Source organism: Hafnia alvei (assembly GCF_034424155.1).
Lineage (GTDB): Bacteria > Pseudomonadota > Gammaproteobacteria > Enterobacterales > Enterobacteriaceae > Hafnia > Hafnia alvei.
The window spans coordinates 3,940,895-3,967,587 of sequence record NZ_CP139992.1 but is presented as its reverse complement, the minus strand read 5'-3'; the positions used below and the strand labels follow the sequence as shown (position 1 = coordinate 3,967,587).

Genomic DNA, 26,693 nt, shown 5'->3' with positions numbered 1-26,693 from the left:
ACCCTACTGTGAAATATTTTAGTCTCTAAAGAGTAAGAAACGCCTAATGAATAATTAGGCGTTTCAGGGGGCTTTTGTTTCTGAGGAGAAATGCTAACTATTTACTATCAATTTTCTTTTCGCTGCCAACAACAAAATGATGTGTTGAACGTGCGCGTGGATGCATGAAGAAATGCCCCTCTGGCGCGTTGTGAGACTTGATAGGTACTAGGGTCGCATTGGTTGTTTTCCCTTTCTTGCTATGCAATGCATAAACGATGAAAGGTATGGACAATACAATCAGGAAACTAACAACCAACAGTTCAACGTAAACATCATTTGCCTCACCGCCTGGTAATGAACTTGGCGGGAAGAATGAAACAACGAAGGCAAGGATTGAAATTACTAGCCCAACAACAGCAATCAGAATTTTGAAATTCTTGCCGCCAGGGATATGGAAAGCACGCTTTTTCTCAGGCTGTTTACGGATTAATTGAATATAACCCAAGAACAACATGAAATAGCTACAGAGATATATAACCACTGTTAATGACAATGCGATTAGGAACGACATATTGCTGCCGCCACCGGTGTTCGTCAGAATAGTTAACGCAATGGTCGTAATAGCCAATTGAGAAATAACTAATGCAACAGGTACGCCGTTCTTGTTCACTTTCGCAAAGCTTTTAGGAAGTATGCCCTTTTGTGCGGTGACAAACATACCGCGTGAAGGCCCAACGATCCAAGACGCGACTTCGGCTAAAACACCCAGCATCAGCAGTGCAGCAATGATACGAGTCGCCCATTCGAAGCCGGGGCCGTAATGGGAAATTAGCACGTTGAATGTCTGGACGACACCGCTAGATAGGTTAATGTCATTATGTGGGATAACGGAAGCAACAGAAAGTCCGCCGATTGAGCTTAAGCAAATAGCGGCAATCATCAGCAGTATCATCGCAATAGGGTAATCACGACCTGGGTTTTTCATTTCGTTGACGTGCGTTGCTGACGCTTCAACGCCCATGTAGCTCAGAATGAAGGCAACAAATACAACCAAGGTTCCGATTTGTGTGAAATCAGGGAAGAAGGTCGTTGTGCTCATTTCAATCTGTAACGGTGCACCACTTGCTAAATAGCTAATGGCCAAAACAACCAGAATGAGTGCAGGTAGTAAAATACCCGCAAAGAAACCGATTTTTGCAATGCGAGCGGTGTATTTTGTGCCGCTGAACTGAGTAATCGCTAATGCCCAGAGGATAATTAATCCAGCAATGGTTTTTGTTATCGGATCTTCATTGAGCGCTGGCCATTTTAGGATGAAAGATAAAGCACCTAAAATAAAATATAGCATCGGGATAAAGCCTACTGCAATTTGCAGATACCCAAATGAGATTGCGGCAAACCCCCATCGCTCGCCGAGAGTCTTAGATACCCAAGTAAAAACGCCGCCTTCTTCCCAGCCTTCAACTGTGGCCATTTCTGCGGCACACAGGCCTACAGGAATAAACCATAAAATACCACCGAGCAGCAGAAAGAAGACTAAGCTAAATCCTGAAGTTGCAAAAGTGGGATATTCATATACAGCCATAACCATTGATGCCGTTATAGCAAAGAAGCCTAATAACGATAATTGGTTTGTCACCGGTGAGGCTTTTATATTCGCCATTGTTATTTCCTTGAAACAACAATTACCCTCTCTATTCCTTACGGAATATAGTTATGAAAGGGCAGCTGTTGTCTATTAAATATAGGGAGGCCTAGATTATATAAATCTAATAAAGTTATTGATTAAATAATCATAGGAAAAACTAATAAAATTTAACCGTGGTTAAATCCACCGGCTTCTTTTGCTGATAGAGCATGGCTCACTGGGTGTTTTTCGAAATAATCAAGCGCCCGTTTCATATCATCAATCAATAAGCTACCGAGGTCGCGGCTAACGCCATGTCGGACGAGGATGCGTTGAACCACGAGGTCTTCACGCTCAGCCGGCATGGAATAGGCTGGCACCTGCCAACCACGGCTGCGTAGTCTGTCAGCCAAATCGTACAAGGTATAGCCATTTGTTGAGGCGTTGTCTTTCAGCTTCCAAGCAAGTGCAGGGATGCCTTTTTCGCAATCACCATCAAAGATCATTTCGAATGGGCCCAGTTTTTCAATTTCTTGGGCTAAGTATTGGGCCGTTGAATAACAGGCATTGTGAATTTTGGCATAGCCTTCGCGGCCTAAACGCAAGAAGTTGTAATACTGCGCAATAATTTGGCCGCCTGGGCGCGAGAAATTCAGCGCGAAGGTTGGCATGTCGCCGCCAAGATAATTAACGTTGAAAATAAGTTCTTGTGGTAGGTCAGCCGCTTCACGCCAAATCACCCAGCCAGTCCCGAGCGGAGCAAGGCCGAATTTGTGGCCGGAAGCATTAATGGATTTTACGCGAGGTAGGCGGAAATCCCATTCAAGATCGGGTGCGCAGAATGGGGCTAAGAAACCGCCACTTGCGCCATCAATGTGCATTGGGATATCTAGACCCGTTTCTTTCTGCAACTGGTCGAGGGCATCGTGAACCTGTTTTACCGGTTCATATTGGCACGTGAAAGTAACGCCGAGCGTGGGGACTACGCCGATCGTATTTTCGTCGACGCGCTTCAGGACTTCTTCTGGGCTCATAATGAGGCGGTCGCCTTGCAGCGGGATTTCACGCAGTTCAACATCAAAATAACGGGCAAATTTATGCCAGCAAATCTGTACTGGGCCGCAGATTAGGTTCGGTTTATCAGTCGATAGGCCTAAGGCCGCACGCTTTTTGCGCCACTGCCACTTAAGCGCTAATCCACCCAGCATGGCGGCTTCTGATGAGCCAATAGTAGAGCAGCCTAGCGTCGTTTCAGGTGTTGGAGAGTTCCAAAGATCGGCTAGCATGTGAACACAGCGAGTTTCAATTTCGGCAGTCTGTGGATATTCATCTTTATCAATCATGTTTTTATCAATTGATAAATCCATCAGATCACGAATCTCTTCATCAACCCAGGTTTGGCAAAAGGTTGCCAAATTTTGACGAGAGTTGCCGTCTAACATTAATTCATCACGCACTGCGTTAAAAATATTACGAGGGTCATGTTCTTGAGCTGGGAATTTTGTTTTTGGTAATGAGGATGCTAACTCAATGGAAGCGTAAACATCGTCTAGTCCATCATTGCATTTCAGCGTTTGTTTATTATTCATGTATCACCTCTAAAAGATTGACGTCATATTTAAGCTAGATGCTAGATTCACTCTAGTTACATGATTAAACATTATTATTGCTCTCAGTTTTATCAACGAAGGTGTTCTTGTTTTAACCTCGAGAGTAATATTTTTAACGATGTTAGATGAGGTGGGAGAAATGAAGTCATTTTCCTACAAGTGTAGGATGCTGCCTTTGCTTTAAGTTTTATGTATACAGGTAGCCGCTATCTTACAAATGACCAGACACAGGCAGGGATTTTGTCGTAGAGTTTATTCATTGTTATTTCAGCGAGTCGATGATCGGCCGCAGAGTAGAAAATGATAAGGTCGTTTTTTCTGAGTTTATAATTATTAGCTTCAATAACTTTTTCTAGTGTGTCCTTGCATGTACAGCGGCGAAGCTGTAATAGCCAATCTTGTTTTGTTTTCTTCATGTTAATGGCGCTCAAACTTCATTTCTTTAATTATGCGGTGATTTGTATAGAGGCAATTATTTCGTGAGTTGAAATATCTTTAGTGTATATGTTTTGTTGAACATATCAACGTCAGTGTGAAGCATTTTCTATTATTTAACAATGGGCTATTCATAATGCTCTTTGTGGTATCCTTTATGTTAACCTTATGAATTAAATAGGTAATTGATGATTTTTGCATGCCATGTTCATGGTCTGAATGTAGGGCGGGTATGCACATAATACCGATAATAAAAATATATATAATCTTCACAAAATACCTTTGCGTTATTTAACAGGTTTATCATATACGTTAGCGTACAGTTCTAATGTAGTGATACGCATGTTTTGGCAACTGGTCACGATGAATTTATTTTTATTAGAGGTTAATGAAAATACATTAACTTAAATCAGGTTTTTTTATAGTGTCTTGGCGTTACAGTGAATATGATAGGTGTCTGAGGTGATATCGTCTATAGGGCGGGCGCTAGAAAGGCGTAGGTTGTGGATTACACTCGTCAGATAACTCATAAAGTATTAGTTGTAAATTATATTTTTTTATCTATTTATGCCACATCTAATTAATGGTTTATAAACTTTATGTAAACAGACTGTTTTATTGATTTGAATTTATAATTTTAAAATGTATTGTTCTTTCATCAATAACTCATCATTAACTCACTGAGGTTTTTATGAAGAAATCAATTCTTATTGCCACGCTCTCTGCTGCATTGTTTATTCCCCTGAGCTCAACTTTTGCTGCTAATGTAGATATGACACCTAAGAATATGAGCTGCAAAGAATTTCTCGACCTTAATCCTAAAGCTATGGCTCCGATTGCCTTCTTTATGCTTGATGATGTCACCGACTATAAAGGCGGTGACTCTGTTTCTTTGCGTGAATCAGCCGTTATTGCTGTGCCGCCTATGGTTGAATTCTGTAAGAAAAACCAAGACAAAAAAGTCTATGAGTTTAAAAATAAATTGCAGGATTTAGTTGCGCACTAAGATTTAAATCTAATGCCAAGCGCTAAGATTTCTTACGCTTGGCGAATAATAACGTTCCTTGACTAAAATAAGGAATGTCGCTAGCACCGGTTAAAATTCATCGACTTCTTATCTCCACCTCAAAAATCTTCCTCTATACTCTTCGGTGTGCATTTTTTTTACCACTCACAGTGAACCTCATTTGTGAGCATCGCGGCGATTCTGGAGGCAGAAGTGAACCCATTACACGAAAAACTTAAGAAAAATGAATTCTTTAAAACCGGCTTCTTTGTTGCTGGTCAATGGCAGGACGCCTCGAATACCTATGAAGTCACTAACCCTGCAACAGGTGAAGTGGTAGCTAAAGTCGCCAATGCAGGACAAAAAGAGACTCAGGCCGCAATTCGTGCAGCCAGCGAAGCATTACCTGCATGGCGTAAAACGACGGCCAAGCAACGCTCTGAAATCCTACAGAATTGGTATCATCTGATCGTTGAAAATAAGCCATTTTTGGCCGAACTGATGGTGGCAGAGCAGGGTAAGCCGCTTAAAGAAGCGTTGGGTGAGGTGGATTATGCCGCTAGTTTTATTCAGTGGTTCGCTGAAGAAGCCAAGCGTGCCAACGGTGAGATAATCCCACCGGTGAAACCGGGTTCGCGCATATGGGCGACGCGTGAACCTGTTGGGGTAGTGGCGGCGATTACGCCGTGGAACTTCCCGTTAGCGATGTTAACCCGCAAATTAGGCCCTGCGCTTGCTGCGGGCTGTACCGGTTTGATTAAGCCCGCCAATGAAACTCCGCTGTGTGCCTTTGCGTTGCTGGCGCTGGCGCAGAAAGCCGGTGTTCCAGATGGCGTGTTGAACGCAGTTTCGGGGGATACGCTGGCTATCAGCGACGTGATTATGGCCAGCAAAGACGTGCGTAAAATTTCGTTTACCGGCTCAACGGGCGTAGGTAAAACCTTGGTGCGTAATGCCGCTGAAACCATGAAAAAGGTGTCAATGGAGTTGGGAGGCAATGCGCCTTTCATCGTTTTTGAAGACGCTGATTTAGATACCGCAATTAAAGGCGTGATGGCAAATAAATTCCGCAATGCGGGACAAGTGTGCGTATGCATCAACCGTATTTATCTGCACGACAGCATTTACGATACGTTTATTAGTCGTTTGGCGGATGAAATACGTCAGCTGAGAGTGGGCAACGGCATGGATGATGGCGTGAATGTTGGCCCGCTGGTCAGCGAGAAGGGCGTGGATAAAGTGGAACAACACGTCAAAGATGCCCTAGAAAACGGCGGGAAAGTGATTGTAGGTGGTCAGCGCCATGCGCTGGGCGGCAATTTCTTCCAACCAACGCTGATTGCTGAAGCTAACGAAGACATGCTGATGGCATCGGAAGAGACCTTCGGCCCTGTTGCTGCCTGCTATCGTTTCAAAACTGAAGATGAAGTGATCAAACGTGCCAACGATACGCCGTTTGGTTTAGCGGCCTATTTCTATACTCAGAATCTTTCGCGCGTGTTCCGCGTATCCGAATTATTGGAAAGCGGGATGATCGGCATTAATGAATGCTCGGTCTCAACGGAGCTCGCGCCATTTGGCGGGGTGAAAGAGTCTGGACTGGGCCGTGAAGGCTCCACGCTGGGTCTGGAAGAGTTTATGGAAGTGAAAACGTTGCACCTCGGTAACCTCTAAATCCTAACGGGCGAACTGCGTGTGTTTACGTATTTCGCCCTTATAAGACAAACTCTACGCTATTTTCCTATTTGTTCAGTCCATACCTACTGGTGTTTCCCTATTCTGCGATTATGATAAGTACGAGGCTGATTTTTCAGTTCTGCGTAATCACGTGGATCAAGCGGCCTAAAATAAAAATGTGGGTTTCATCTGTGCTTCATTTTTCGCAATTATTTTTAGTTAGATCTTTTATGTAATGGTTGGGTGAGGATGTATGGCAAAGCGTTTGTGGACAGGATTACTGATTATTCTGGCATTGAGCGGGGTGGCATTTCTTAATAGTCAGGCTGCCAGCAGCAGTAGCAGTAATGAAGGGCAATCAGCCTCGACGTCAGAAGATATTGAGCAGCTCACCAAACAGGATCGTGTTATCAGCTACTTACGCGAACATCAACGATTGCCTAGTTTTTACATCACGAAAAAACAGGCCAGAGCGGAAGGGTGGGAGCCTAGCGCGGGGAATTTATGTAGTGTGCTCCCTGGCAAAGCGATTGGCGGCGATCGTTTTTCGAATCGTGAAAAACGCCTACCCCAAAAAGCTAAGCGGGTGTGGCGAGAAGCTGATATTAATTACCGTTGTGGGCGTCGGCAGGCCGATCGGTTGATCTACTCTAATGATGGGCTGATTTACGTAACGCGAGATCACTATCGCAACTTTACTAAAATGGAGTGATCAGCATGAATAAAGTTAAGTTCGATTTTAATCATATTGCCGATCTTCCGGCATTTTACCATCAGTTTAGCCAAGCATTTTCTCTTGATAGTGAGTTTGGCAACAACCTTGATGCGCTCTGGGATGTGGTGACGGCGGGCATCAAATTACCGGTAGAAATTGAGTTCGTGAATTTTAACGGCCATAAAAAACGTCGCTTTGCCGCGCTGGTTCTGCTTTTTGAAGAAGCCGAAGAGGAGCTGGAAGGGGCGTTACGTTTTAATACGGCAGAAAAAGCCCTTTAGGGCGCACGTATAACGACGTCTGCAACAGTGCACCCTTCAAGCGGTAATCCGCTGAGCTGAAAGATGCACTGGCAGGGGCGCCATTACTCGCTTTCTTCAGACAGTTCGCGCAGATATTGGAAAATCTGGCGGGCTGACTTAGGCGGCTTATTAGTCGCTTTCTCTTTCTTCGCATTGCGGATCAGCGAACGTAGCTGCTGACGATCGGCTTGTGGATAGAGATCCAAGACAACCGCAATCACGTCATCGCCTTCATCAATCAAACGGTCACGAATTTGTTCCAGTTTATGGAACAGAGCGACCTGCTGGTTGTGGCGGTTGTTGAGTTTATCTAGCGCAGTTTGGATTGGCTCTGGGTCGCGTTGACGCAGCATTTTACCAATCAGCTGTAGCTGGCGGCGGCGGCCTTCTTTTTTAATGCGCTGCGCCAGTTCAATGGCAGCACGCAGATCGACGTCCAACGGAATTTTATCCAGCGCGTTTTTGCCGAGATCAACCAGCTCTGCGCCAAGATCTTTCAAGGCTTCCGCATCGCGTTTGATCTCGCTTTTGCTGACCCAGATGATCTCGTCGTCTTCGTCTTTATCAATGTCGTTTTCGGGTACTTCGTCTAACCAGTCTTCGTCTGGATGCTTCTGCATATCTGATTCCTTAAAAAAAGACGCTAATCCTATCAGGTTGTAGCGATTGTGCGAAATTGATCTCAGTTCCTGATAAACTCAGAACTAGCTAAGCTTTAGAAACAGGCACGTTAAGGTGCCTATCATAACGGCCTACGGCGATGATTGCGCCGGTGGTTTAATCCATTTCTGATAATTATGGCAGATTGATGAAAGTAATCACTCAGGTTGCAGAACAACGCAAGACGCTGGAAAACGCGGTTGCACAGGCGTTGGAACTGGCTAAAGTCGGCGCCGATGCCGCCGAAGTGGCCGTCACCAAAACCACCGGTATCAGTATTAGCACCCGTTTTGGCGAAGTTGAAAATGTTGAATTTAACAGCGATGGTGCTTTAGGCATCACCGTTTATCACCAGCAGCGTAAAGGTAGCGCGTCGTCGACCGACCTGAGCCCTGATGCGATTGCGCGCACCGTGCAGGCCGCGCTGGATATTGCACGTTACACCTCTCCCGATCCGTTTGCTGGCCCAGCAGATAAAGAGCTGCTGGCGTTTGATGCGCCGGATCTTGATCTGTTCCACCCAGCAGAGCTGGATGCGGAGCGCGGTATTGAATTAGCAGCACGTGCTGAGCAAGCTTCTTTGCAGTTTGACCCGCGTATTACGAATACCGAAGGCGGCAGCTTTAACAGCCACTATGGCATCAAAGTTTTTGGTAACAGCCACGGTATGCTGCAAAGCTATAGCTCCAGCCGTCATTCGCTTTCTAGTTGCGTAATTGCCGAGCATGAAGGTGATATGGAACGCGATTATGCATACACCATTGCGCGTGATATCAACGAGCTGAAAACGCCGGAATGGGTTGGAGAGGAGTGCGCTCGCCGTACGCTTTCACGTTTAGCGCCGCGTCGCCTGCCGACTATGGAAGCGCCGATCATGTTTGCAGCGGAAGTGGCTACGGGGCTATTTGGTCATCTCGTGGGCGCGATTAGCGGCAGCAGCGTTTATCGCAAATCAACTTTCTTACTCGATAGCCTTGGTAAGCAGATTTTGCCTGAATGGCTGACCATCAATGAACAGCCGCATCTGCTGAAAGGAATGGCCTCAACGCCGTTTGACAGCGAAGGTGTGCGCACCGTGGAACGCAACATTGTCGAAAATGGTGTGTTACAGACTTGGCTGATGACCAGCTATTCAGCGCGTAAGCTGGGTATGCAAAGCACCGGACACGCGGGTGGTATTCATAACTGGCGTATCGCGGGCCAAGGTTTGGGCTTTGAGGATATGCTGAAGAAAATGGGCACCGGCTTCTTAGTGACAGAGCTTATGGGTCAAGGCGTGAGCGGCGTAACCGGTGATTATTCTCGCGGAGCGGCGGGTTTCTGGGTTGAGAATGGTGAAATCCAGTATCCAGTTAGCGAAGTGACGATTGCCGGTAACCTGAAAGATATGTGGTCGAATCTGGTCACTATGGGTGATGACATCGAACTGCGCAGTAATATCCAGTGTGGTTCGGCGCTGCTGGAAGCGATGAAGATCGCGGGGGAATAGACCCCACCCTAACCCTCCCCTTTGCAGGGGAGGGGACTGTTCTGTGTAGTCTGTAAGAATCACGATCGGCTCCTCCCCCTGCGAAGGGGGAGGTTGGGAGGGGGTCAGTCATCCGCAGAGATGTTGATACCCCGTCAATAAACGTAAATTCCTCTTTCATATCTTGCACATCCCGCCCCTACTCTCTATGTTGATAAACGTGAGCAAATGTTATCAATACGTAAGGATAAAATAAGATGCGTAAAACATTACTGGTATTGGCAAGTGCGGCAATGTTGATGGGGAGTTCTTTAGCCTATGCAGCTGGAGAAGATGTGGGTGATGCCATGGATACCATCGCCAGCAACTATAAAACCGCGTTAAAGACAGATAATCCGCAAGAGTTTAAGAAAGCGCTGGAAGGCATGAAGGCAGGGGCTCAAGAGGCACAAAAAGGCACTCCGCCTAAGCTGGAAAAAGAGCCTGCTGATGGCGCGAAAATGACTGATTTTCGCCATGGGTTAGATATTCTCATCGGTCAAATCAACGATGCTGAGAAGCTTGCCGATGCTGGCCAGTTTGAGCAGGCTAAAGCCGCCGCTGAGAAATTTAAAGATACGCGAAACGCTTACCATAAGAAGTATAAGTAATTATGGTGCGGGGGATGCGTTGGGACAGTGTAGTGCGCGTCACGCATTGGGGCGTCGCGTTAGGCTTTTTGCTTAACCGCCTGCATGTCACCAAGCCGGGCAGCGATTGGCATCAGGGAATTGGGCTTGTCGTGGCAGGTCTGGTGATCCTGCGCTTGCTGTGGGGGCTGACGTTCGCTAAAGGCCCCGCGCGTTTGTCTGCGATTGTTCCAACGCCTTCATCTCTGAAGAACCATTTTCGCGAGTTGAAAACGCGAACTTCCCCATCCGAGCTACACCATAATCCGCTAGGTGCTATTGGGATTTGGCTGTTCTGGATCTTGTTGCCGCTAGTTGCCCTCACCGGCTGGGCACAAGATACGGATTTCATCGATCTCTATCCGGTTGATGATTGGCATTATTGGTTAGTGAACGCGGTCACAGCGCTGGTTTGCGTGCATATTGTGGCGGTGATTGTGATGTCGATTTGGCTGCGTAAGGACTTGGTGCGCGCCATGTTGCCGGGTAAGCGGTGATTGATTTGGTAAACGTCCAACCCTCTCTTCGCGTGAGGAGAGGATTGGCGTTGCGCGACGATTAAAGTTTCACGCTGTTAATCGAGTATTTAAATGTGTCTGGTTTCAAACTATCCAGTTTTTTATCCCCGACCTGCGCCTGTGGATACATCAGGTAGGCCGCCTGATCTTGAGTGCCTGGCAGTTTGAGGTCATGGGCATGGTTATAGGCCATCCAGTTCATCTCCCAACCGCCAAACATCCAGTCGTTGGCTTTTTGTACCTTTGGATCGCTAAACGGTAGTCCACCGGCTTGCTCTTCCAGCATCACTTTACGCACATCCGCCGGATCGACCGGGATCCAACCATAACCTTCCATATAAAACTCGGCGCGGCAGTGCTGAGCTTTGGTGATGTCGCCATCTTTGCCTAGGCTGTTAAAGCCCATGTCTGACTTGCCCAAACGCACGCCGTAGGCATCGCGAGCTGGAATCCCAACCGAGCGTGCTAGCGCCACAAACAGCGCATTGATGTCGGCACATTTGCCAGACAGGTTGCCGCTGTCGAGCATTTGCTTAACGTTGCCGTCGCCGCAGCCCAGCGTTTTGGGATCTCGTTGGGTATTGGCCACCACCCAGTCATAGATCATTTTGGCGCGATCGATGTTGTTGTCGCCGCGTCCTTGAATGATTTTATTGGCTGTTTTAGCCACGATGCCATCGGTTGGTAAATAGCGCGTTGGCTGCAAATAGAGCGCCATTTCTTCTGCTGTGAGCTTAACGGGATTGGCCGGTGGCGTTTTAAGGTCGATGTGGCGGTTACGCGTGCTCACGCTTTGCGTCATGGTCACGCTATGCTGGTTGGCTGTGGTAGGCCAAGTGACATGCAGTACTAGGCTGTTGTACGGCTTTATCAGCATCAGCTTGGCCTTGCCATCGTCTGACACCTTCCAGTGTGGCGTTTGAGCGCGTTGATAGTCGCCTAAGCGGGTAGCGGGCAATGGCAGCCACAGCTGCACCGCTTCGTTGGTTGCTGGAATATCAACCTGTGTTGTGACGCGATAATGGTTCCAGTCTTTGGTTTCATTTGCTGCGTTAGCGTGGCTAACGCCCATAAGGGCCGAGGCAATGAAAGGAACGGCAGCGCTGAGGCGGAGAAAACGACGTCTGTTCATGAATTTCCCAAGTTGATGTTGTAGGAAAAGGAAGCCAGCGAGTTCGATGTGGCTTCCCTATTTTCATCCGCCGTTTCTGTTTGCCTGAAGCCAACCGCTAACCCAGCGAGGTGAGAGAGATATTTTACCCGTTAAATATGATTACGGATGGTGATGATTAACGATGATATTCACCGGCCGCTTCTGGCTGATACTGTAATTCCAAGACTTCGATATGGGTTTTCTGGCCGTTCGGCAGTTCCCATGTAATAGCATCGCCCACGCGTAAGCCGAGTAATGCTGCGCCGATAGGTGCCATGACCGACAGCTGAGTTGCGCTGTCTTTCAGGCTGGCAGGATAAACCAGCGTGCGCACGTGTTCTTCTTTGGAAGGGAGGTCGCGGAATTTAACCCGGCTGTTCATGGTCACCACGTCAGCTGGCATGTTTGCAGGGCTGAGCATTTCAGCGCGATCAAGCTCATTGTTTAATGCTTCAGCGACCGGCAGGCTGGCGAAAGCGGGCTGCTCGAGCAGCGTGTCTAAGCGGGCAGCATCGAGTTCGTTCAGAATAATGGCTGGTCGTGACATAGTTCTCTCCATGTAAGGTAGACAGGAGGCTCTCCTGTTCTTGTTGTCTTGTGTCAAAAGAAAACCCTCGCGCCCGTAAGCGCAAGGGTTCAGAGTTATTCAGATTTCTATAACGTGATAATAGATAGCTTGCCAGATTTTTAAAAGTGAGCTGTATCACGAATCGGACAGTCTATATCCGACTCTTTGATAGTATCAAAATCTATCCGGGTTTATAACCTCTCAACTGTTTTTTCCTGATAAATCAGGGAATAAAATATTTTCCACTGTCGAACTTTAAACGAAATTTGAACTGGAAATGGTTTTTGGCATTAATTTCCAGTTTGAATTGGAAAAAGACCCTCTGCTCACTTTTATTTATCCGCTGTAGGGTACAAACATCAACAGAGATAATGCTCCGGTTGAAATGAATAATAGGGGAGAGAAGGCGTGGCAGAACAACAACTCTCAGTGGATGAGAAAATAGTAGAATCAGAAACGAATACGACGCTTGAAAAAGTTGTCGACCTGCTTACGGATAAAGGCATTTATCCTAATGATGTGCAAAAGCAGATGTTATTTTCGCACGTCAAAGCCATGGTGTTACGTTCTCATACGGGTGAAGCATTACCTGAAGTTGATATTTCTCTCTTCGATGAAATTTCACCTTTATCGCTAAATTTAGCAGAGCAGGTTGTTAGCTGGTTTAATAATCTGGCCTATGAAGAAGCGCATTTATTATCTGTCCACTTTGAAGTGGCTAAAGAAAACGAATTAAGTTGTGTAACGGGAGAATAATCATGACTGCAATTAAGGTGGTAATTGGTGATCGTCTGGGTAAAGGTCAGAAAGTTGGACAGGGTGTCGAAGCTGCTGGCGGTGTTGCGGTTGTCATCCCAGGGGTTGCGGCTGATATGAAGCTGGGCGACGTGATGAAGAAAGAAGAAGCGAACCTGGGGATCTCTTTCTGCGGCAGCGGCGGCGCTGGTGCAATTACGGCTCAAACTAAGCATGGCTATAAAGCAAAATACGGTATGCGTTCAGTTGAAGAAGGTGTAACCGCAATTAATGAAGGCTACAACGTGCTAGGTTTTGGCTTTATGGATAAAGAAGAGCTAGGTCAGAAATTAGTTGAAGCGTATGCCAAAAAGTACGGTTGCTAATCTATGAAAGAAAATATCACGACGACGGTAACCGTCAGTGGTAAAAGTGATACTAAGCAAAAAGCTTTTGCCGCCGCTTTAAGTAGCGTTCAGGGTGCATTACTGCGGGAGTCCAAAAAAGTATTCCTGAGAATTGAACCAGTCGATATTAAAGTTATAAAGGCAGAAGAGAAAATAACGACCGAAAAGTTTCTTTTCTTTTTCTTGCCAAGAAAGAAATACCTCTATTCTGTAACCATCGACGTTACGGTGAATATGACGACGGTCGATACCGATAAAATTGATTTTAAATTAATGCCCTAAATACTTGGCCCCGTGCCAAATATAATAGGGGTATAACCACTCCAGTGTATTATCACAATAGGAGAATATTAATTATTTAATGTTCTCCTGTACTCCATCCTTTTCAGCATACATGCCAAAAGCGGCAGTTTGAAAGGTGAAGGGTATATAACATTATAAGGAATATGCTGATGTTTCTAATTATCCTCCTGAAGTCGATTATTATCGGCGGATTGGTTGGCGTGGGGGTTGGCGCAGGGGCTGCGCGAATGTTTCATGCACCCACGGTTCAGGGTATGGGGGCGTTCCGTACGTTAGGTGAGTTGAACTCCTGCGAGGGCGATCCGGCTTCGCATTTCTCTTTTGGCTTGGGCTTCTTCTTTAACGCCTGGGCATCTTCCGTTGCCGCCGGTGCATTCACGCAGGACGTCGATCACCGCATCATCCCTAACTGGGGTGCTGCCGTATTGCTGATGAAAAACCGCGACTTAGCCACCACCATGCATGACCCTAAAAAGATGGCGATTGCCTGCGGCATCATCGGTGTGATTGTGGTTGCCTTCCTGAACTCAACGGCTTCAGCGGTACCTGCCGCGCTGCAAATTACCGCCGTTAAAGTGTTGGTGCCTGCGGCGAATCTGCTGGTGAATACCGTGATGCCAGTAATTTTCTGGTTAGCCGCCATTGATGCAGGACGTCGCTCTGGCTTCTGGGCCACGATTTTCGGTGGTTTGGCGCAGCTTATCATGGGGAACGCCGTACCAGGTTTGGTATTGGGCATCCTGATTGGTAAAGGCGTGGAAGAGAGCGGTTGGAACAAGGTCACTAAGATCATGATGGCGGTTATCGTGCTGCTGTTCGTGCTGAGCGGGTTCTTCCGTGGCTTCGACATGAAAATGCTGGAGTCCTTCCATCTTGGTGTGCCGTTCTGGTTAGACCAAATCCACAACACCCTTAGCGGCAAATAATCAGGCGGAGTACAGATAATGGACGAGAAATTAAAGAATAACTTCTGGTACGCCGACTGGTCATTCCCGATCTTTGTTGGCTTGCTCTCTGCCGGTGTGTTCGCCGGGACACATATGTACTACCTGTATGGCATCGGCGCATTTAACGAAGTGGCGTTTGTTTCTATGCTGCGAGCGGGTATCGATACGGGTTCTTACGGTGCGGTCGCGGCATTCGGGGCGAGCTTCCTGTTTGCCCGTATTATCGAAGGTTCTCTGGTGGGGATTCTGGATATCGGCGGCGCTATCCAAACCGGCGTTGGTTTGGGGGTTCCTGCATTGCTACTCGGGGCCGGCTTTGCTTATCCGGTAGAGAACTTTGGTGCTTCGCTGGCAACTGGCTTGGCCATTGGTTTAGCGATTGGCTACCTGATTATTTTGGCACGAAAATTTACCATCAATCAGAGCAACTCCACCTACGGTGCTGACGTCATGATGGGCGCGGGGAATGCTTCCGGTCGCTTTTTGGGGCCGTTGATTATTCTGTCTGCGATTACCGCGTCCATTCCTATCGGTATCGGCTCACTGATTGGCGCTCTGCTGTTCTATCTCTGGCAGAAACCGATCACCGGTGGTGCAATTCTGGGTGCCATGATTTTTGGCTCAATTTTCCCAGTCGCGATTTAACTATTTAAATCTCCTCAATGCCCGCGCCATGGCGCGGGACACTCTTCACCTGAACTAAGAAGTAAGAAGGTGTGCGATGTACGATTTAATCATTAAACAGGGAAAATGTGCTGACGGCAGCGTGATGGATATTGCTGTCAAAGAGGGAAAAATCGCGGCGCTAGGCTCACTGGAACATAACGCGACGGCAGCGAGAACACTCGATCTGCAAGGCCGATATTTCCTCAGTGCAGGCTGGATTGATTCCCATACCCATTGTTATCCCTCCTCTCCCATTTATAACGACGAACCCGATCTGGTGGGTGTTTCCAGCGGCGTGACCTCCGTTGTTGATGCGGGAAGCACCGGCGCTGATGACATCGATGAGTTTTATCGCCTAACCCGTAGTGCTAAAACCAACGTGTTTGCCTTTCTCAATATCTCCCGCATTGGCCTGCTGCGCCAAAATGAGCTGGGAGATATGAATGATATTGATGATGCGCTGGCGCATAAGGCAATTCGGGCGCATCAAGGCTTTGTGGTCGGTATTAAGGCGCGAATGAGCAGCAGCGTAGTGCAGCAAAATGGGATCCAACCACTGGTTCGAGCCAAAGAAATTCAGGCCAATAACGGCGGTTTACCGCTGATGGTGCACATTGGTAACAATCCACCCAACCTCGATGATATTGCCGATTTACTCACTCAGGGTGACATCATTACCCACTGCTATAACGGCAAACCGAACCGCATTTTGACCCCTGAAGGGGAGTTACGCAGCGCGGTGAAGCGCGCGTTGGATCGCGGTGTTTTACTCGATGTTGGGCACGGTAGCGCCAGCTTTAGTTTTGATGTGGCTGAAGTGGCTATCGCGCAGGGGATTTACCCGCACACCATTAGCTCTGATATCTACTGTAAAAATCGTATTAAGGGGCCAGTTTATAGCCTGGCCTACGTTATGTCTAAATTCCTGCTGGTGGGACTCTCGTTGCCACACATCATTAACTGCGTCACCAAAAATGCCGCACAGGCGCTGCGTTTGCCAAATAAAGGCCGCTTAGCCGTGGGCTGCGACGCTGACTTTACGATTTTTGATGTGGTTGAACAGGCGCAGGTTTTTGCAGACTCAGAACAACAAAGCAGGAGCGGGCAAACCCTAATCCTGCCGCTGGCCGCCGTTGTGGCAGGGCAGCCAATGCTTACTCAGGATGGAGAATCCAGAAATGTCTTCTAATCAGTCTATCTACCAGAAATATAACCTGAAAACGGTGATCAATACTTCAGGCCGTATGACCATTTTGGGCGTGTCGACGCCGCGCGAAGACGTGGTCGAAGCCGTCAATTTTGGCCTGAATCACTATTTTGAAGTCAAAGATTTGGTGAATAAAACCGGCCGCTATATTGCTGATTTGCTTGGCGTGGAAGATGCGGTGGTGGTGTCTTGCGCTTCTGCGGGGATCGCTCAGTCGGTGGCTGCGGTAATCGTTAAAGATAATCTGTACCGTTTGGAAAACCTGCATGCGCATCCGCATGATGTACCCAGCGAGATCGTGGTGCCAAAAGGCCATAACGTGAACTTTGGTGCGCCGGTGGGCACCATGGTGCAATTGGGCGGTGGTACGCTGCGCGAGGCGGGATATGCCAATGAATGCTCTCCAGCACAGCTGGCTGCGGCGATTACGCCAAATACGGCCGCTATTCTGTATATCAAATCTCATCACTGTGTGCAGAAAAGCATGCTGAATGTGGCACAGGCAGCTGAAGTCGCGAAAGCTCACCAATTGCCGCTTATTGTTGATGCGGCGGCGGAAGAGGACTTGCAGTGCTATTACCACATGGGGGCCGATCTGGTGATTTATAGCGGCGCTAAAGCGATTGAAGGCCCAACCAGTGGTTTGGTGATTGGTAAGCAGCAGTATGTTGAGTGGGTGAAGCTGCAGTCCAATGGGATTGGGCGTGCGATGAAAGTGGGCAAAGAGGGCATTCTTGGCCTCACTCAGGCCATCGCCAGCTATATGACGCTTGAAAAAGAGAGCGGCCAGCAGATGGTCGAAAAAATGACGGCGTTTATCGAGAACCTGAACTCACTTAACGGCGTACAGGCCAAAGTCGTTTGGGACAGCGCCGGCCGCGATATCGCTCGTACTGAAATCGCGTTCGATCATGCGGCGCTGGGGATCAGCACGCAGGAGATCGTTGACCGTTTGAAGAACGGCGATCCCGCGATTTATTTCCGTGGCTATAAGGCTAACGAAGGAAAAATCGAAGTGGATGTGCGTAGCGTTAGCGCCGAGCAGCTGCATACCGTTTACCAGTGTATTAAAGCATTGTTCTAATTAAGGGAGTTAACTGATGCAACTGACACCTAAATTTTATAAAAATCGTGTTTGCCTGAACGTGTTGGCGGGTTCCAAAGAGAACGCCCGAGAAATTTATGAAGCGGCCGAAGGCTATGTGCTGGTTGGGGTGTTATCGAAAGATTATCCCGATGTTTCTTCTGCCGTTGCGGATATGAAGGAATACTCAGCGCTGATTAATAATGCGCTTTCCGTGGGGCTGGGCGCTGGTGATCCTAACCAATCGCTGATGGTGTCGCAGATTTCAGCGCAAGTGCAGCCACAGCATGTGAATCAGGTATTTACCGGCGTGGGCACCAGCCGTGGAATGCTTGGGCAGAATGCATCGGTGGTGAATGGTTTAGTGTCGCCTACCGGCACGGTTGGGCAGGTGAAAATCTCGACCGGCCCGCTGAGTTGTCAAGGGCCTGATGCTATTGTGCCTGTCGAGTCCGCGATTGCGTTATTACAAGATATGGGCGGCAGCTCGGTGAAATACTTCCCAATGGGCGGGTTGAAATGCCGTGAAGAGTTTGAGTATGTGGCTAAGGCCTGTGCGAAACAGAACTTCTGGCTAGAGCCGACGGGCGGGATCGATCTGGATAACTTTGAAGCGATCCTGAAAATTGCGCTGGATGCTGGCGTAGAGAAAGTGATCCCGCATATCTACAGTTCGATCATTGATAAAGCCTCGGGGAATACGCGTCCGGAAGATGTTGCGCGGTTGCTGGGGATGGTGAAGAAGCTGGTGGGCTAGTCTTTTTGGGCTGGGAGAGATAGCTTCTCCCAGTCGCCCTTGTTGGTAGAAGGAAGAGCCGATCGCGCACCATTGAACGACTATGAATGATTCCCTCTTTTGAGCAGGGATAGGGTGAGGTAAATTTTAAGGTTGTTTTCAGCCATTCTCTTTTTTCTCGCCGCGAAGTAATTCCGAATTCTGCCCGTTAGATCACATTACTTGCCTGTCTGCATCTGCTAGTGAACGATATAATTCCAATGCAACCATTCACCGTATGATTTGATACATCAGTGTAAAGTTGGTCCATAAATTGCCTCTGCATATTTGGTTTTCTCTATGATTTTTTTGCGCAGGGTTGCGTCCATCAGTAAGTTAGCAGCGGTATTAGCATGATCTCATTTCCTTATCCTCGTTTAAATCAGGTGTTTGATGCGCTTCTTGAGGAAACGTTGCCTCAAGAGGAGCTAGCGCGGCGTTTTGCTGTCTCAACTCGAACCGTGCGAACCGACGTCACCGCGTTGAACGATATCCTGAGCCAATATGGTGCCGAGTTTGTGCATTTACGGGGCAGCGGCTACCGGTTAGATGTGCATGATGCCGACCGTTTTTCGCTGCTACAGCAGCAAAGCCGAGCGACGCGAAGCGTACCGCGCTCGGCAAAAGATCGTGTCACTCATCTATTGCTGCGTTTTTTGGCGCAGGGTGAGCCAATCAAACTCGATGATGTGGCGGACAGCTGGTTTGTTAGTCGAGCATCATTGCAAAGTGATATGGCCGATGTGCGTGACATGGTGGGGAAGTACGGATTAACGATAGAAAGTAAGCCGCACTATGGTATGAAGCTGTTTGGCCGTGAGAATGCGGTGCGCGCCTGTTTGGCAAACCTGCTGTTTCAGTATCCTGCGGGCGACCCGCTGTTTGGCGAGCTGCGAGGCAAAGTATTACCTGAAATCGATATTGCCCAACTGCGCGAACAACTACACCTCACCATGCAGCAGTATCACATCCGTTTAACGGATGAGGCTGAGCAGCAGCTACTGATTTATTGCGGCATTATTTTGCACCGCATTCGCACCGGTTTTCTGTTAGATGCATTGGATGTTAGCGACGTCGAACCGGTGTTTACTCAGGCCGCGCGTGATGTTGCTCGTTATCTGGAAGAGCGATTTGGCTGTGGTATTCCTGAAACCGAAGTGGCCTATCTGAGCGTGCAAATTGCTGCCCGCCGCATCACGGATGCCAGCAGCCTGCAAAATATCGACGGCGATGAAAACCATGCGCTGGTGAATCATATTCTTGGTTTTATCAACGAGCATTATAACTACGATTTACGCGGCGATGAGCAACTGAGCAGCGATTTACTGTCGCATATTGCGACGATGATGACTCGCGCTAAGTACCAGATAAATATCCCTAACCCTCTGCTTGAGCATATCAAACAGCATTATCCATTAGCGTATGATGTGACGCTGGCCGCGGTGTCGAGTTGGGGCAAAAATATGCCCTACACCATTACCGATAATGAAATTGGCTATCTGGTTTTGCACATCGGCGTGGGATTGGAGCGCCATTATGACATTGGCTACGAGCGTCATCCGCAGGCGCTGCTGGTCTGTGATTCCGGTATGTCTACGCTGCGCTTGCTGGAAACTAAGCTGAAACGTGAGTTTCCACAGCTGATCGTCAATCAGGTTGATTCGCTAAGAGAGTATGAAAAGCTCGATCACATCGAAGAAGACTTTGTTATCTCCATGGCGAAGGTGCCTGAGAAGAATAAACCGGTTGTCACCGTAGCGCCTTTCCCAACTAGTTTTCAGTTAGAGCAGTTAGCTAAGCTGGTCTTAGTCGATCGAACTAAGCCTTATATGTTGGAAAAGTTTTTCGATGCGGGCCATTTCTGCATTTTGAACGAGCCAGTTTCGCAGGCGGATTTATTTGCCCGCATTTGCCATCAAATCCAGCAGGAAGGGTACGTCGACGCAGATTTTCATCCTTCGCTGGTTGAGCGTGAAAGCATCGTATCCACTATGCTGGGCGAGGGCATTGCGCTACCCCATTCCTTAGGATTACTGGCCAAGAAAACGGTGATTTATACCGTGCTTGCTCCGCAAGGCGTGCGTTGGGGCGAGAATGAAACGGCGCACGTGATTTTTCTGCTCGCCATTAGCAAGAAGGATTATGAAGAGGCGATGGCTATTTACGATTTATTCGTGACCTTTATGCGAGAGCGTGCCGTAGGGCGACTATTGGCGAGTACTGATTTTGAGCAGTTTAGGGATATTGCGATGGATTGTTTGAGCCGTAGTTAATTTGGGCCCGTACCTTGAATGAAAAAGCCAGTCACGGTAGTGGCTGGCTTTTAGAGAGTGCGTTGAGATTTCACTCAGTTTTAGAATGTCACTTTAATACCTACATTCGCCTGCCAAGAGTTAATCCCTTCATCATCATTGCTGAGCCGTTGTTGATATTGAACACCGGTATTGATTGCAAACATTGGGGTGATTTCATTGATAATGCCCACATCTACCGTGGCTGAGCTACCGACTTTCCCCATATCAAACGTTGAGGAGGCTCCATTAGTTCGGGTGCTGCCGATCCAGACATCAGGTGTATTGCTGAAGTCTTTGGTGAGGTAGCTGTTGGTATAGAAAACAAAATTACCTAACGGAGTATCACGAAGCTTGTAGTTATAGCGGACGCCCAACTGGCCTGTAGGGCGAGTGATAGTACCGTAGTGGACGTGTATATCATCCGCATCGGTAAAATCATCCACTTTCAACACTTGTATACCACCACCCAAAACTGGCGCTATTTCATGGTTACCTAACTCAAACGGGTAGCTCACTTCGGCATTACCGCTGTAAGAATAGGCCTTGATATCGGCAACGTGACCACGACGGGTATCCGTGGTGACATGCCCGTCATATTTGGTGGCATCGGCTCCCACGTCGAGAGTTAAACCGCTCTGATGGCGAAGGGTTAGCAACGATGTCAGACCATAGGCGTTGTAGTGTGATTCGCTGTTCCCATCCTTCGCATCGGGGGTGATTTTCAGGGTTGAGTTAGCAAAGCCCACGTTCCACGTTAGGTATTGACGCTCGTCACCCAGCTGTAACACCCGGCCACCTAACAACCAACCTTGCTCTTTTTGAGTGTAATCATAACCATAGTCGAGGAAGCCCATGGCGGTGTGATATTTATCCTCCCCGTTGATGTACTGCAACCAAACAGGATAACTATCAACCACTTTTCCACTTGAATCAGGTGATTGTGCAAGATTACGGAACATTTGATTGACCCTGCTGTTATAGCTTAATAGTGCTGAAGGCAGAGACAAATAAGATGGCACCTGCGGAACCACGGCAATGCGACGAGGTTTTGGCGGTGTGCCGCCGCCGTCATCCGGTGGAGGGGTGCTGCCGCCGTCATCCGGTGGAGGCGTTTTGCCGCCGTCGTCAGGTGGAGGGGTGCTGCCGCCGTCATCCGGTGGAGGTGTGCTACCGCCGTCGTCAGGTGGAGGTGTGCTACCGCCGTCATCCGGTGGAGGTGTTTTGCCGCCGTCGTCAGGGGGAGGGGTGCTGCCGCCGTCATCCGGTGGAGGTGTTTTGCCGCCGTCGTCAGGGGGAGGGGTGCTGCCGCCGTCATCCGGTGGAGGCGTTTTGCCGCCGTCGTCAGGGGGAGGGGTGCTGCCGCCGTCGTCAGGTGGAGGTGTGCTACCGCCGTCGTCAGGTGGAGGTGTGCTACCGCCGTCGTCCGGTGGAGGTGTGCTGCCACCGTCGTCCGGTGGAGGAGTGCTACCGCCGTCATCCGGTGGAGGCGTTTTGCCGCCGTCGTCAGGGGGAGGGGTGCTGCCGCCGTCATCCGGTGGAGGTGTTTTGCCGCCGTCGTCAGGTGGAGGTGTGCTACCGCCGTCGTCAGGTGGAGGTGTGCTACCGCCGTCGTCAGGTGGAGGTGTGCTACCGCCGTCGTCAGGAGGAGGCGTGCTGCCGCCGTCATCAGGTGGAGGTGTGCTGCCGCCGTCGTCCGGTGGAGGGGTGCTGCCGCCGTCGTCAGGAGGAGGCGTGCTGCCGCCGTCATCAGGTGGAGGTGTGCTGCCGCCGTCGTCCGGTGGAGGGGTGCTGCCGCCGTCATCAGGTGGAGGCGTGCTGCCGCCATCGTCAGGTTGCGGTTCATCACCTTCGGAAAGGTAACGAGTTTCTAACCGATAATCCCAGTATTGATTGCCGCTACCGCTGATGAGTCGTTCGTCACCAGAGCTTTTACCCGGCGCAAAGGCGTAGAGTGAATATTGCCATGGACCATTGGCAACATAACCATCCGCCAATTGGAAGCTATCTTTGGTTGAGAGACCTCCAACTTGTACCAGTGAAACCCCTTCTGTCGGGCCCGCAATGCCACTGTTATTTGTGTCGGTGAGATAACCTTCACCAGAAAGATCGATATTGATAAAGGTGGTACCCGCCGAGGAATCAACGTCGCCATTAATCAAAAGGCGATCTGAGTCTGGTTGGGCTTCATCCATATGGCTCCGCAGATAAAGCTGTGTGCCTGCCCCAGTAGTGAAGTTATTTTGAACCGTCATTGACTGGGGAGTGAACGTGCTTTCAGTGAGTAAATTCGAGTCGGGGGCAGCGTATGGGCGCAGGGTAACGCCATCTTCCAGCGTTAAGCTTTGCACGCTTAAATTGCCTGCTAGTTCAGTTCCACTCATCATTTGAAGATTTGAAGCGAGGGAGCCGGTAAGATCTAATACACCGCCATAAATCGTGGTAAGACCCGTATAGGTGTTATCACCGATCCAGTGCAATGTTCCGCTGCCATATTTATCGACATTGCCGGTACCCGATACGTTTGATGCTAACCAAGAATCCGTGTTGCCATCGGTACTGGCGAGGTTGGTTTGGCTGGTATCAACGATAAGTGATGCTTCATCGCCAATCTCAAGATTGCCGGTGAAACGGGATTTTCCGGTCATGACCATGGTGGCATGATCGGCAATCGAAACATCACCATACAGCGCTGCATGCTCATACAAATGCAGCTGTGAGCCATTTTCCACCTGAATATGGTTGGCGTGATAGGCCTCACTAATCCAGTCATCCGTAAATATTGTACCCCCTGCATGCGGTGTTGCCCGACCACTCATCGCAAATACGCCGCCATTGAGGGTTAGCTCATTAATGTCAGCCCCGCCGCCAAGAGTCCATTGCTGATCCCCCACCGGTGCGTAATTGACATTGAGTGAATTGGCCGTATCGGATGAACCGAAATGACCAATGAAGGCTTGAGCGTTGGTATTGTCGAGCGTCACCGTGGAAGGCGTATCTGCATTACCATTGATGATCCGAGCACCGGAATCGTTATGGTTAATGGTGCTGAAGCTCATATCGTAGCCGTTGAGATCGAGGATCCCGCCGCGAGAGCCGAATTGAATATTCTCGCCGCTGATTTGATCTTCACCCCCGAGTTTTACGGTCGCTCGGCCACTGACGAGCGTCACGGTAGAAAATGCTGACCGTTTGCCGTCTTGATCGGGCTGCTGCGCCAATACCACGGTGCCATCGCCGGCTCTAAGCCCGCCGCCGTTTACACCGGTGGCGTTAACGTATAGCGTACCTTCGCCAATTTTATGCAGTGTGTCACCGGCGAGCCCGTTAACTTCCCAATCGACGGTTTTATCCGCGTCCACTTCGATACCGCCGCCGACCCAAGTGGCATTTGCGCCTTCGGCCGAAATCACCCGATAGTCGCTCGAAAATTGCAGCTTCGCGGCGCCATGATTCACTGAGCTATCTAATACAATTAGACCTCCATCGCCGTTGAAGCGCAGATCTTTGGTCGTATCCAACTCGGCATAGGTGGCACTGGAGGGAAGGGCTTTATCGGCAATACCGTGCCATCCCCAACTGCTGTCACCTTGGGTTATGGCATCTTTAGTCCAGTGGATATCACCGTTGCTCGCGACGTCGGTTACATCGGGATCGGTGTTGCCAGCGATGATTTGGTTGATAAATGCCGTCTGAAGATCTAATACATAAGTTGTGGTATCGTAGGTGCCATAGGTTGCAATGCTAGTTGTGACACCATAAAGCTTCCATTTTTTCTCAAGACTGTCATAAACGAACAATGGGCTACCGCTATCACCGCCTTGACCTGCGGAGCTAAAAGGTTGAGCTCGGGTATCCGGTGGACCGTAATCGGTCCAGCGTAAGCGCCAGTTTTCAAACGTGGGATTAACAATTGTTCCGCCGCTTTTCCATTTGTAGGCACCGGCTATATATACCGGCTTATGCGTTGTGGGAGATACTTGATATTGAGATCCTGAGCCCACGCGTGCGAAATATTTATAGCGTACTTTATCGTGACGCGCATCGTCAGGTATAACCATGTCGGCGGGGGCAATATCGGTAACGACTTTATTTAACCGGGGGATATGGAAGTCTTTACCAGGAGCAGGATCCACATTACGGTTAATGATTTTATAACTGACGCTGTATTTAGCACCGTTACCAAACTTCACACCACCATACCCGGTATTATGTGCCACACTCACAATATAGGAGGGGGCAACAAGCGTAGCGACTGCGCTATCATCCGATGCGCCAAAATCAGGAATGGGAAAATCTAATATTCCGGCGGAGGTCCCGTCTGTTTTAAATACCTCAACATTTTCAGCGCCGGGTGTATATTTTCCTAAGTTTTCTGCAAAATCTCGATAGTCTTGAACCGATACATCTTCACGCATAATACCCGCATTAGCATTCGATATTATAATAGATGTCAGCAAGCTAAAAACTTTTGGTTTCCATTTCATAGGTTTTTCCATTTTCCAAAAAAAAGGAATATTCCTATTCATTATCATTTTTTATTTATCATGAAATAAATATCATGTTAATTAATTCAAAGTTAATCTTTGTTTAATGATTATATTAATCAACGCTTTTTTATAATTGCGGGTAAAATATTTTTTGTTAGGGGCAGGGAGATAATGATGCTTTTATAACGAAAAAACCCCGAAAATCGGGGTTCTTAGTAATGAAAATCGAGAATCAACTAGTCTTCATCAAACCCAGCTTCAAACAGCGAAATCACGGCTTCTAACGCTTTATCTTCATCCGGCCCTTCGGCCTGAACCTCAATATGACCGCCTTGAGCGGAATCTAACATCAGAAGTGCGATAACGCTGCTGGCTTCGGCTTCAACGCCGCTTTCATTACGTAGCAATACTTCAGCATCAAAGCCTTGAACCAGTTCAAACAATTTCATCGCTGGGCGAGCATGCATGCCCAGACGATTTTTGATTTCCACGGTTTGCTTAACGGTCATTCAACGGTGCCTATTTACGTTTTTCTAGCGTACGGTGACGAGATTGCACGTTTTTCCCGCGTGAACGGAAATAGTCTGCAAGCTGTTCAGCCACATAAACAGAACGATGTTTGCCGCCGGTACAGCCGATGGCTACCGTGAGATAGCTGCGGTTGTTGGTTTCCAGCATTGGCAGCCATTGTTCCAAATAGCTGCGGGTCTGATAAATAAAGTTATGCACTTCGGTATGACGATCTAAAAATGCAGCAACCGGTTTATCTAAACCTGTCATTGGGCGTAGTTTGGGATCCCAGTGCGGGTTTGGTAGAAAGCGAACGTCGAAGACATAATCGGCATCAATCGGAATACCGTGCTTGAAACCAAATGATTCAAACACCATCGTCAGTTCACGCTCACGTTTGCCAAGCAGGCGTGTACGCAACATTTCAGCCAGTTCATGTACCGACATTTCGGACGTATCAATAATAAGATCGGCGCGTGAGCGTAGTGGCTCCAGCAAATCACTCTCTTCATCAATGGCGCTTTCGAGCGACAGATTTTTAGTCGAGAGAGGGTGCAGACGACGGGTATCGCTGTATCGGCGGATTAGCGTATTACGATCGGCATCTAGAAACAGCAACTGTGGAGAGAAGCTGTCAGGCAGACTGTCCATCGCTGTTTCCAAAACTTCTGGAGATTCTGGCATGTTACGCACGTCAATACTGACGGCGGCGGAGGTTCCGCGATCGGCCAGAGAGCGAGCTAAATTCGGCAAGAGCTCAACGGGAAGATTGTCTACACAATAAAATCCCATGTCTTCAAGCGCACGTAACGCAACGGATTTCCCTGAACCGGAACGGCCGCTGACAATCATCAGCACCATGTCACAACTCCCCTTAATTTCGGACAGC

Annotated in this window: 25 protein-coding genes; 16 read left to right on the top strand and 9 right to left on the bottom strand. The window is 48.5% G+C overall.

Features of this window, described 5'->3' with window-relative positions; genetic code table 11:
- Positions 1 to 97 precede the first annotated feature (97 nt).
- The 3 genes from gadC to hha all read right to left on the bottom strand — a co-directional run bounded on the left by gadC (position 98) and on the right by hha (position 3,635).
- Entirely contained in the window at positions 98 to 1,645 is a 1,548-nt protein-coding gene (gene gadC, locus U0008_RS18445; protein WP_043489249.1) for a glutamate/gamma-aminobutyrate antiporter, read from the bottom strand.
- 152 nt (positions 1,646 to 1,797) lie between these two features.
- Positions 1,798 to 3,198: a glutamate decarboxylase gene (locus U0008_RS18440; RefSeq protein ID WP_025801098.1), complete on the bottom strand. Its 1,401-nt coding sequence runs from the start codon at positions 3,196 to 3,198 to the stop codon at positions 1,798 to 1,800.
- Between the two features lie 227 nt (positions 3,199 to 3,425).
- A complete protein-coding gene (gene hha, locus U0008_RS18435; RefSeq protein WP_121626083.1) occupies positions 3,426 to 3,635 on the bottom strand; it encodes a hemolysin expression modulator Hha in 210 nt (69 codons plus the stop codon).
- A gap of 710 nt (positions 3,636 to 4,345) precedes the next feature.
- Between hha and U0008_RS18430 the strand changes: the two genes are divergently transcribed.
- From U0008_RS18430 to U0008_RS18415, 4 genes are all read left to right on the top strand, one after another.
- Complete coding sequence (locus U0008_RS18430) at positions 4,346 to 4,660, top strand: HdeA/HdeB family chaperone (RefSeq protein ID WP_025801100.1); 315 nt, start codon at positions 4,346 to 4,348, stop codon at positions 4,658 to 4,660.
- Positions 4,661 to 4,873: 213 nt separating this feature from the next.
- The gene (locus tag U0008_RS18425) at positions 4,874 to 6,334 is read left to right on the top strand and encodes an NAD-dependent succinate-semialdehyde dehydrogenase (RefSeq protein WP_168126605.1); all 1,461 of its coding nucleotides are present in this window, start codon (positions 4,874 to 4,876) and stop codon (positions 6,332 to 6,334) included.
- A 256-nt stretch (positions 6,335 to 6,590) separates the two neighbouring features.
- Complete coding sequence (locus tag U0008_RS18420; RefSeq protein ID WP_025801102.1) at positions 6,591 to 7,049, top strand: ribonuclease domain-containing protein; 459 nt, start codon at positions 6,591 to 6,593, stop codon at positions 7,047 to 7,049.
- Between the two features lie 5 nt (positions 7,050 to 7,054).
- Positions 7,055 to 7,333, top strand: a complete 279-nt coding sequence (locus U0008_RS18415; protein ID WP_043489253.1) for a barstar family protein — start codon at positions 7,055 to 7,057, stop codon at positions 7,331 to 7,333.
- An 83-nt stretch (positions 7,334 to 7,416) separates the two neighbouring features.
- On the opposite strand, the gene yjgA is transcribed toward U0008_RS18415, so the two are convergent.
- Entirely contained in the window at positions 7,417 to 7,974 is a 558-nt protein-coding gene (yjgA, locus tag U0008_RS18410) for a ribosome biogenesis factor YjgA (protein ID WP_025801104.1), read from the bottom strand.
- Between the two features lie 188 nt (positions 7,975 to 8,162).
- On the opposite strand from yjgA, the gene pmbA reads away from it, so the two are divergent.
- From pmbA to U0008_RS18395, 3 genes are all read left to right on the top strand, one after another.
- A complete protein-coding gene (gene pmbA, locus U0008_RS18405) occupies positions 8,163 to 9,503 on the top strand; it encodes a metalloprotease PmbA (protein ID WP_025801105.1) in 1,341 nt (446 codons plus the stop codon).
- Positions 9,504 to 9,739: 236 nt separating this feature from the next.
- Positions 9,740 to 10,132, top strand: coding sequence for a cytochrome b562 (gene cybC, locus U0008_RS18400; RefSeq protein WP_025801106.1), 393 nt, complete (start codon positions 9,740 to 9,742; stop codon positions 10,130 to 10,132).
- Positions 10,133 to 10,146: 14 nt separating this feature from the next.
- Positions 10,147 to 10,647, top strand: coding sequence for a cytochrome b/b6 domain-containing protein (locus U0008_RS18395; RefSeq protein WP_226930203.1), 501 nt, complete (start codon positions 10,147 to 10,149; stop codon positions 10,645 to 10,647).
- Positions 10,648 to 10,708: 61 nt separating this feature from the next.
- Here the strand turns inward: U0008_RS18395 and U0008_RS18390 are convergent, their stop codons facing one another.
- Together U0008_RS18390 and rnk are read right to left on the bottom strand one after the other, a co-directional pair.
- Entirely contained in the window at positions 10,709 to 11,800 is a 1,092-nt protein-coding gene (locus U0008_RS18390) for a transglutaminase-like domain-containing protein (protein WP_043489261.1), read from the bottom strand.
- 157 nt (positions 11,801 to 11,957) lie between these two features.
- On the bottom strand, positions 11,958 to 12,368 hold the full coding sequence (rnk, locus tag U0008_RS18385) for a nucleoside diphosphate kinase regulator (protein ID WP_043489262.1): 411 nt from the start codon (positions 12,366 to 12,368) through the stop codon (positions 11,958 to 11,960).
- 462 nt (positions 12,369 to 12,830) lie between these two features.
- Here rnk and U0008_RS18380 point away from each other — a divergent pair, with 462 nt between their 5' ends.
- The 9 genes from U0008_RS18380 (at position 12,831) to U0008_RS18340 (ending at position 20,786) form a co-directional block, all read left to right on the top strand.
- A complete protein-coding gene (locus tag U0008_RS18380) occupies positions 12,831 to 13,145 on the top strand; it encodes a transcriptional regulator (RefSeq protein ID WP_372338162.1) in 315 nt (104 codons plus the stop codon).
- 2 nt (positions 13,146 to 13,147) lie between these two features.
- Positions 13,148 to 13,510, top strand: a complete 363-nt coding sequence (locus U0008_RS18375; RefSeq protein ID WP_025801111.1) for an SFCGS family glycine-rich protein — start codon at positions 13,148 to 13,150, stop codon at positions 13,508 to 13,510.
- 3 nt (positions 13,511 to 13,513) lie between these two features.
- Positions 13,514 to 13,813, top strand: coding sequence for a DUF4312 family protein (locus U0008_RS18370; RefSeq protein WP_025801112.1), 300 nt, complete (start codon positions 13,514 to 13,516; stop codon positions 13,811 to 13,813).
- A 170-nt stretch (positions 13,814 to 13,983) separates the two neighbouring features.
- A complete protein-coding gene (locus tag U0008_RS18365) occupies positions 13,984 to 14,760 on the top strand; it encodes a DUF4311 domain-containing protein (protein WP_025801113.1) in 777 nt (258 codons plus the stop codon).
- A gap of 18 nt (positions 14,761 to 14,778) precedes the next feature.
- Positions 14,779 to 15,426, top strand: a complete 648-nt coding sequence (locus U0008_RS18360) for a DUF4310 family protein (protein WP_025801114.1) — start codon at positions 14,779 to 14,781, stop codon at positions 15,424 to 15,426.
- 76 nt (positions 15,427 to 15,502) lie between these two features.
- A complete protein-coding gene (locus U0008_RS18355; RefSeq protein ID WP_043489264.1) occupies positions 15,503 to 16,636 on the top strand; it encodes an amidohydrolase/deacetylase family metallohydrolase in 1,134 nt (377 codons plus the stop codon).
- Entirely contained in the window at positions 16,626 to 17,738 is a 1,113-nt protein-coding gene (locus tag U0008_RS18350; protein ID WP_038502481.1) for a DgaE family pyridoxal phosphate-dependent ammonia lyase, read from the top strand. Before U0008_RS18355 ends, U0008_RS18350 begins: the two co-directional genes overlap by 11 nt.
- A 16-nt stretch (positions 17,739 to 17,754) precedes the next feature.
- Positions 17,755 to 18,495: a 2-dehydro-3-deoxy-phosphogluconate aldolase gene (gene dagF, locus U0008_RS18345; RefSeq protein ID WP_043489268.1), complete on the top strand. Its 741-nt coding sequence runs from the start codon at positions 17,755 to 17,757 to the stop codon at positions 18,493 to 18,495.
- Positions 18,496 to 18,866: 371 nt separating this feature from the next.
- Entirely contained in the window at positions 18,867 to 20,786 is a 1,920-nt protein-coding gene (locus U0008_RS18340; RefSeq protein WP_043489270.1) for a BglG family transcription antiterminator, read from the top strand.
- Positions 20,787 to 20,866: 80 nt separating this feature from the next.
- On the opposite strand, the gene U0008_RS18335 is transcribed toward U0008_RS18340, so the two are convergent.
- The 3 genes from U0008_RS18335 to rapZ form a co-directional block, all read right to left on the bottom strand.
- Complete coding sequence (locus U0008_RS18335; RefSeq protein WP_327058432.1) at positions 20,867 to 25,291, bottom strand: S6 family peptidase; 4,425 nt, start codon at positions 25,289 to 25,291, stop codon at positions 20,867 to 20,869.
- 239 nt (positions 25,292 to 25,530) lie between these two features.
- The gene (gene npr / locus U0008_RS18330) at positions 25,531 to 25,803 is read right to left on the bottom strand and encodes a PTS phosphocarrier protein NPr (RefSeq protein ID WP_025801118.1); all 273 of its coding nucleotides are present in this window, start codon (positions 25,801 to 25,803) and stop codon (positions 25,531 to 25,533) included.
- Positions 25,804 to 25,813: 10 nt separating this feature from the next.
- Positions 25,814 to 26,665, bottom strand: a complete 852-nt coding sequence (rapZ, locus tag U0008_RS18325; protein WP_025801119.1) for an RNase adapter RapZ — start codon at positions 26,663 to 26,665, stop codon at positions 25,814 to 25,816.
- Positions 26,666 to 26,693: the final 28 nt, after the last annotated feature.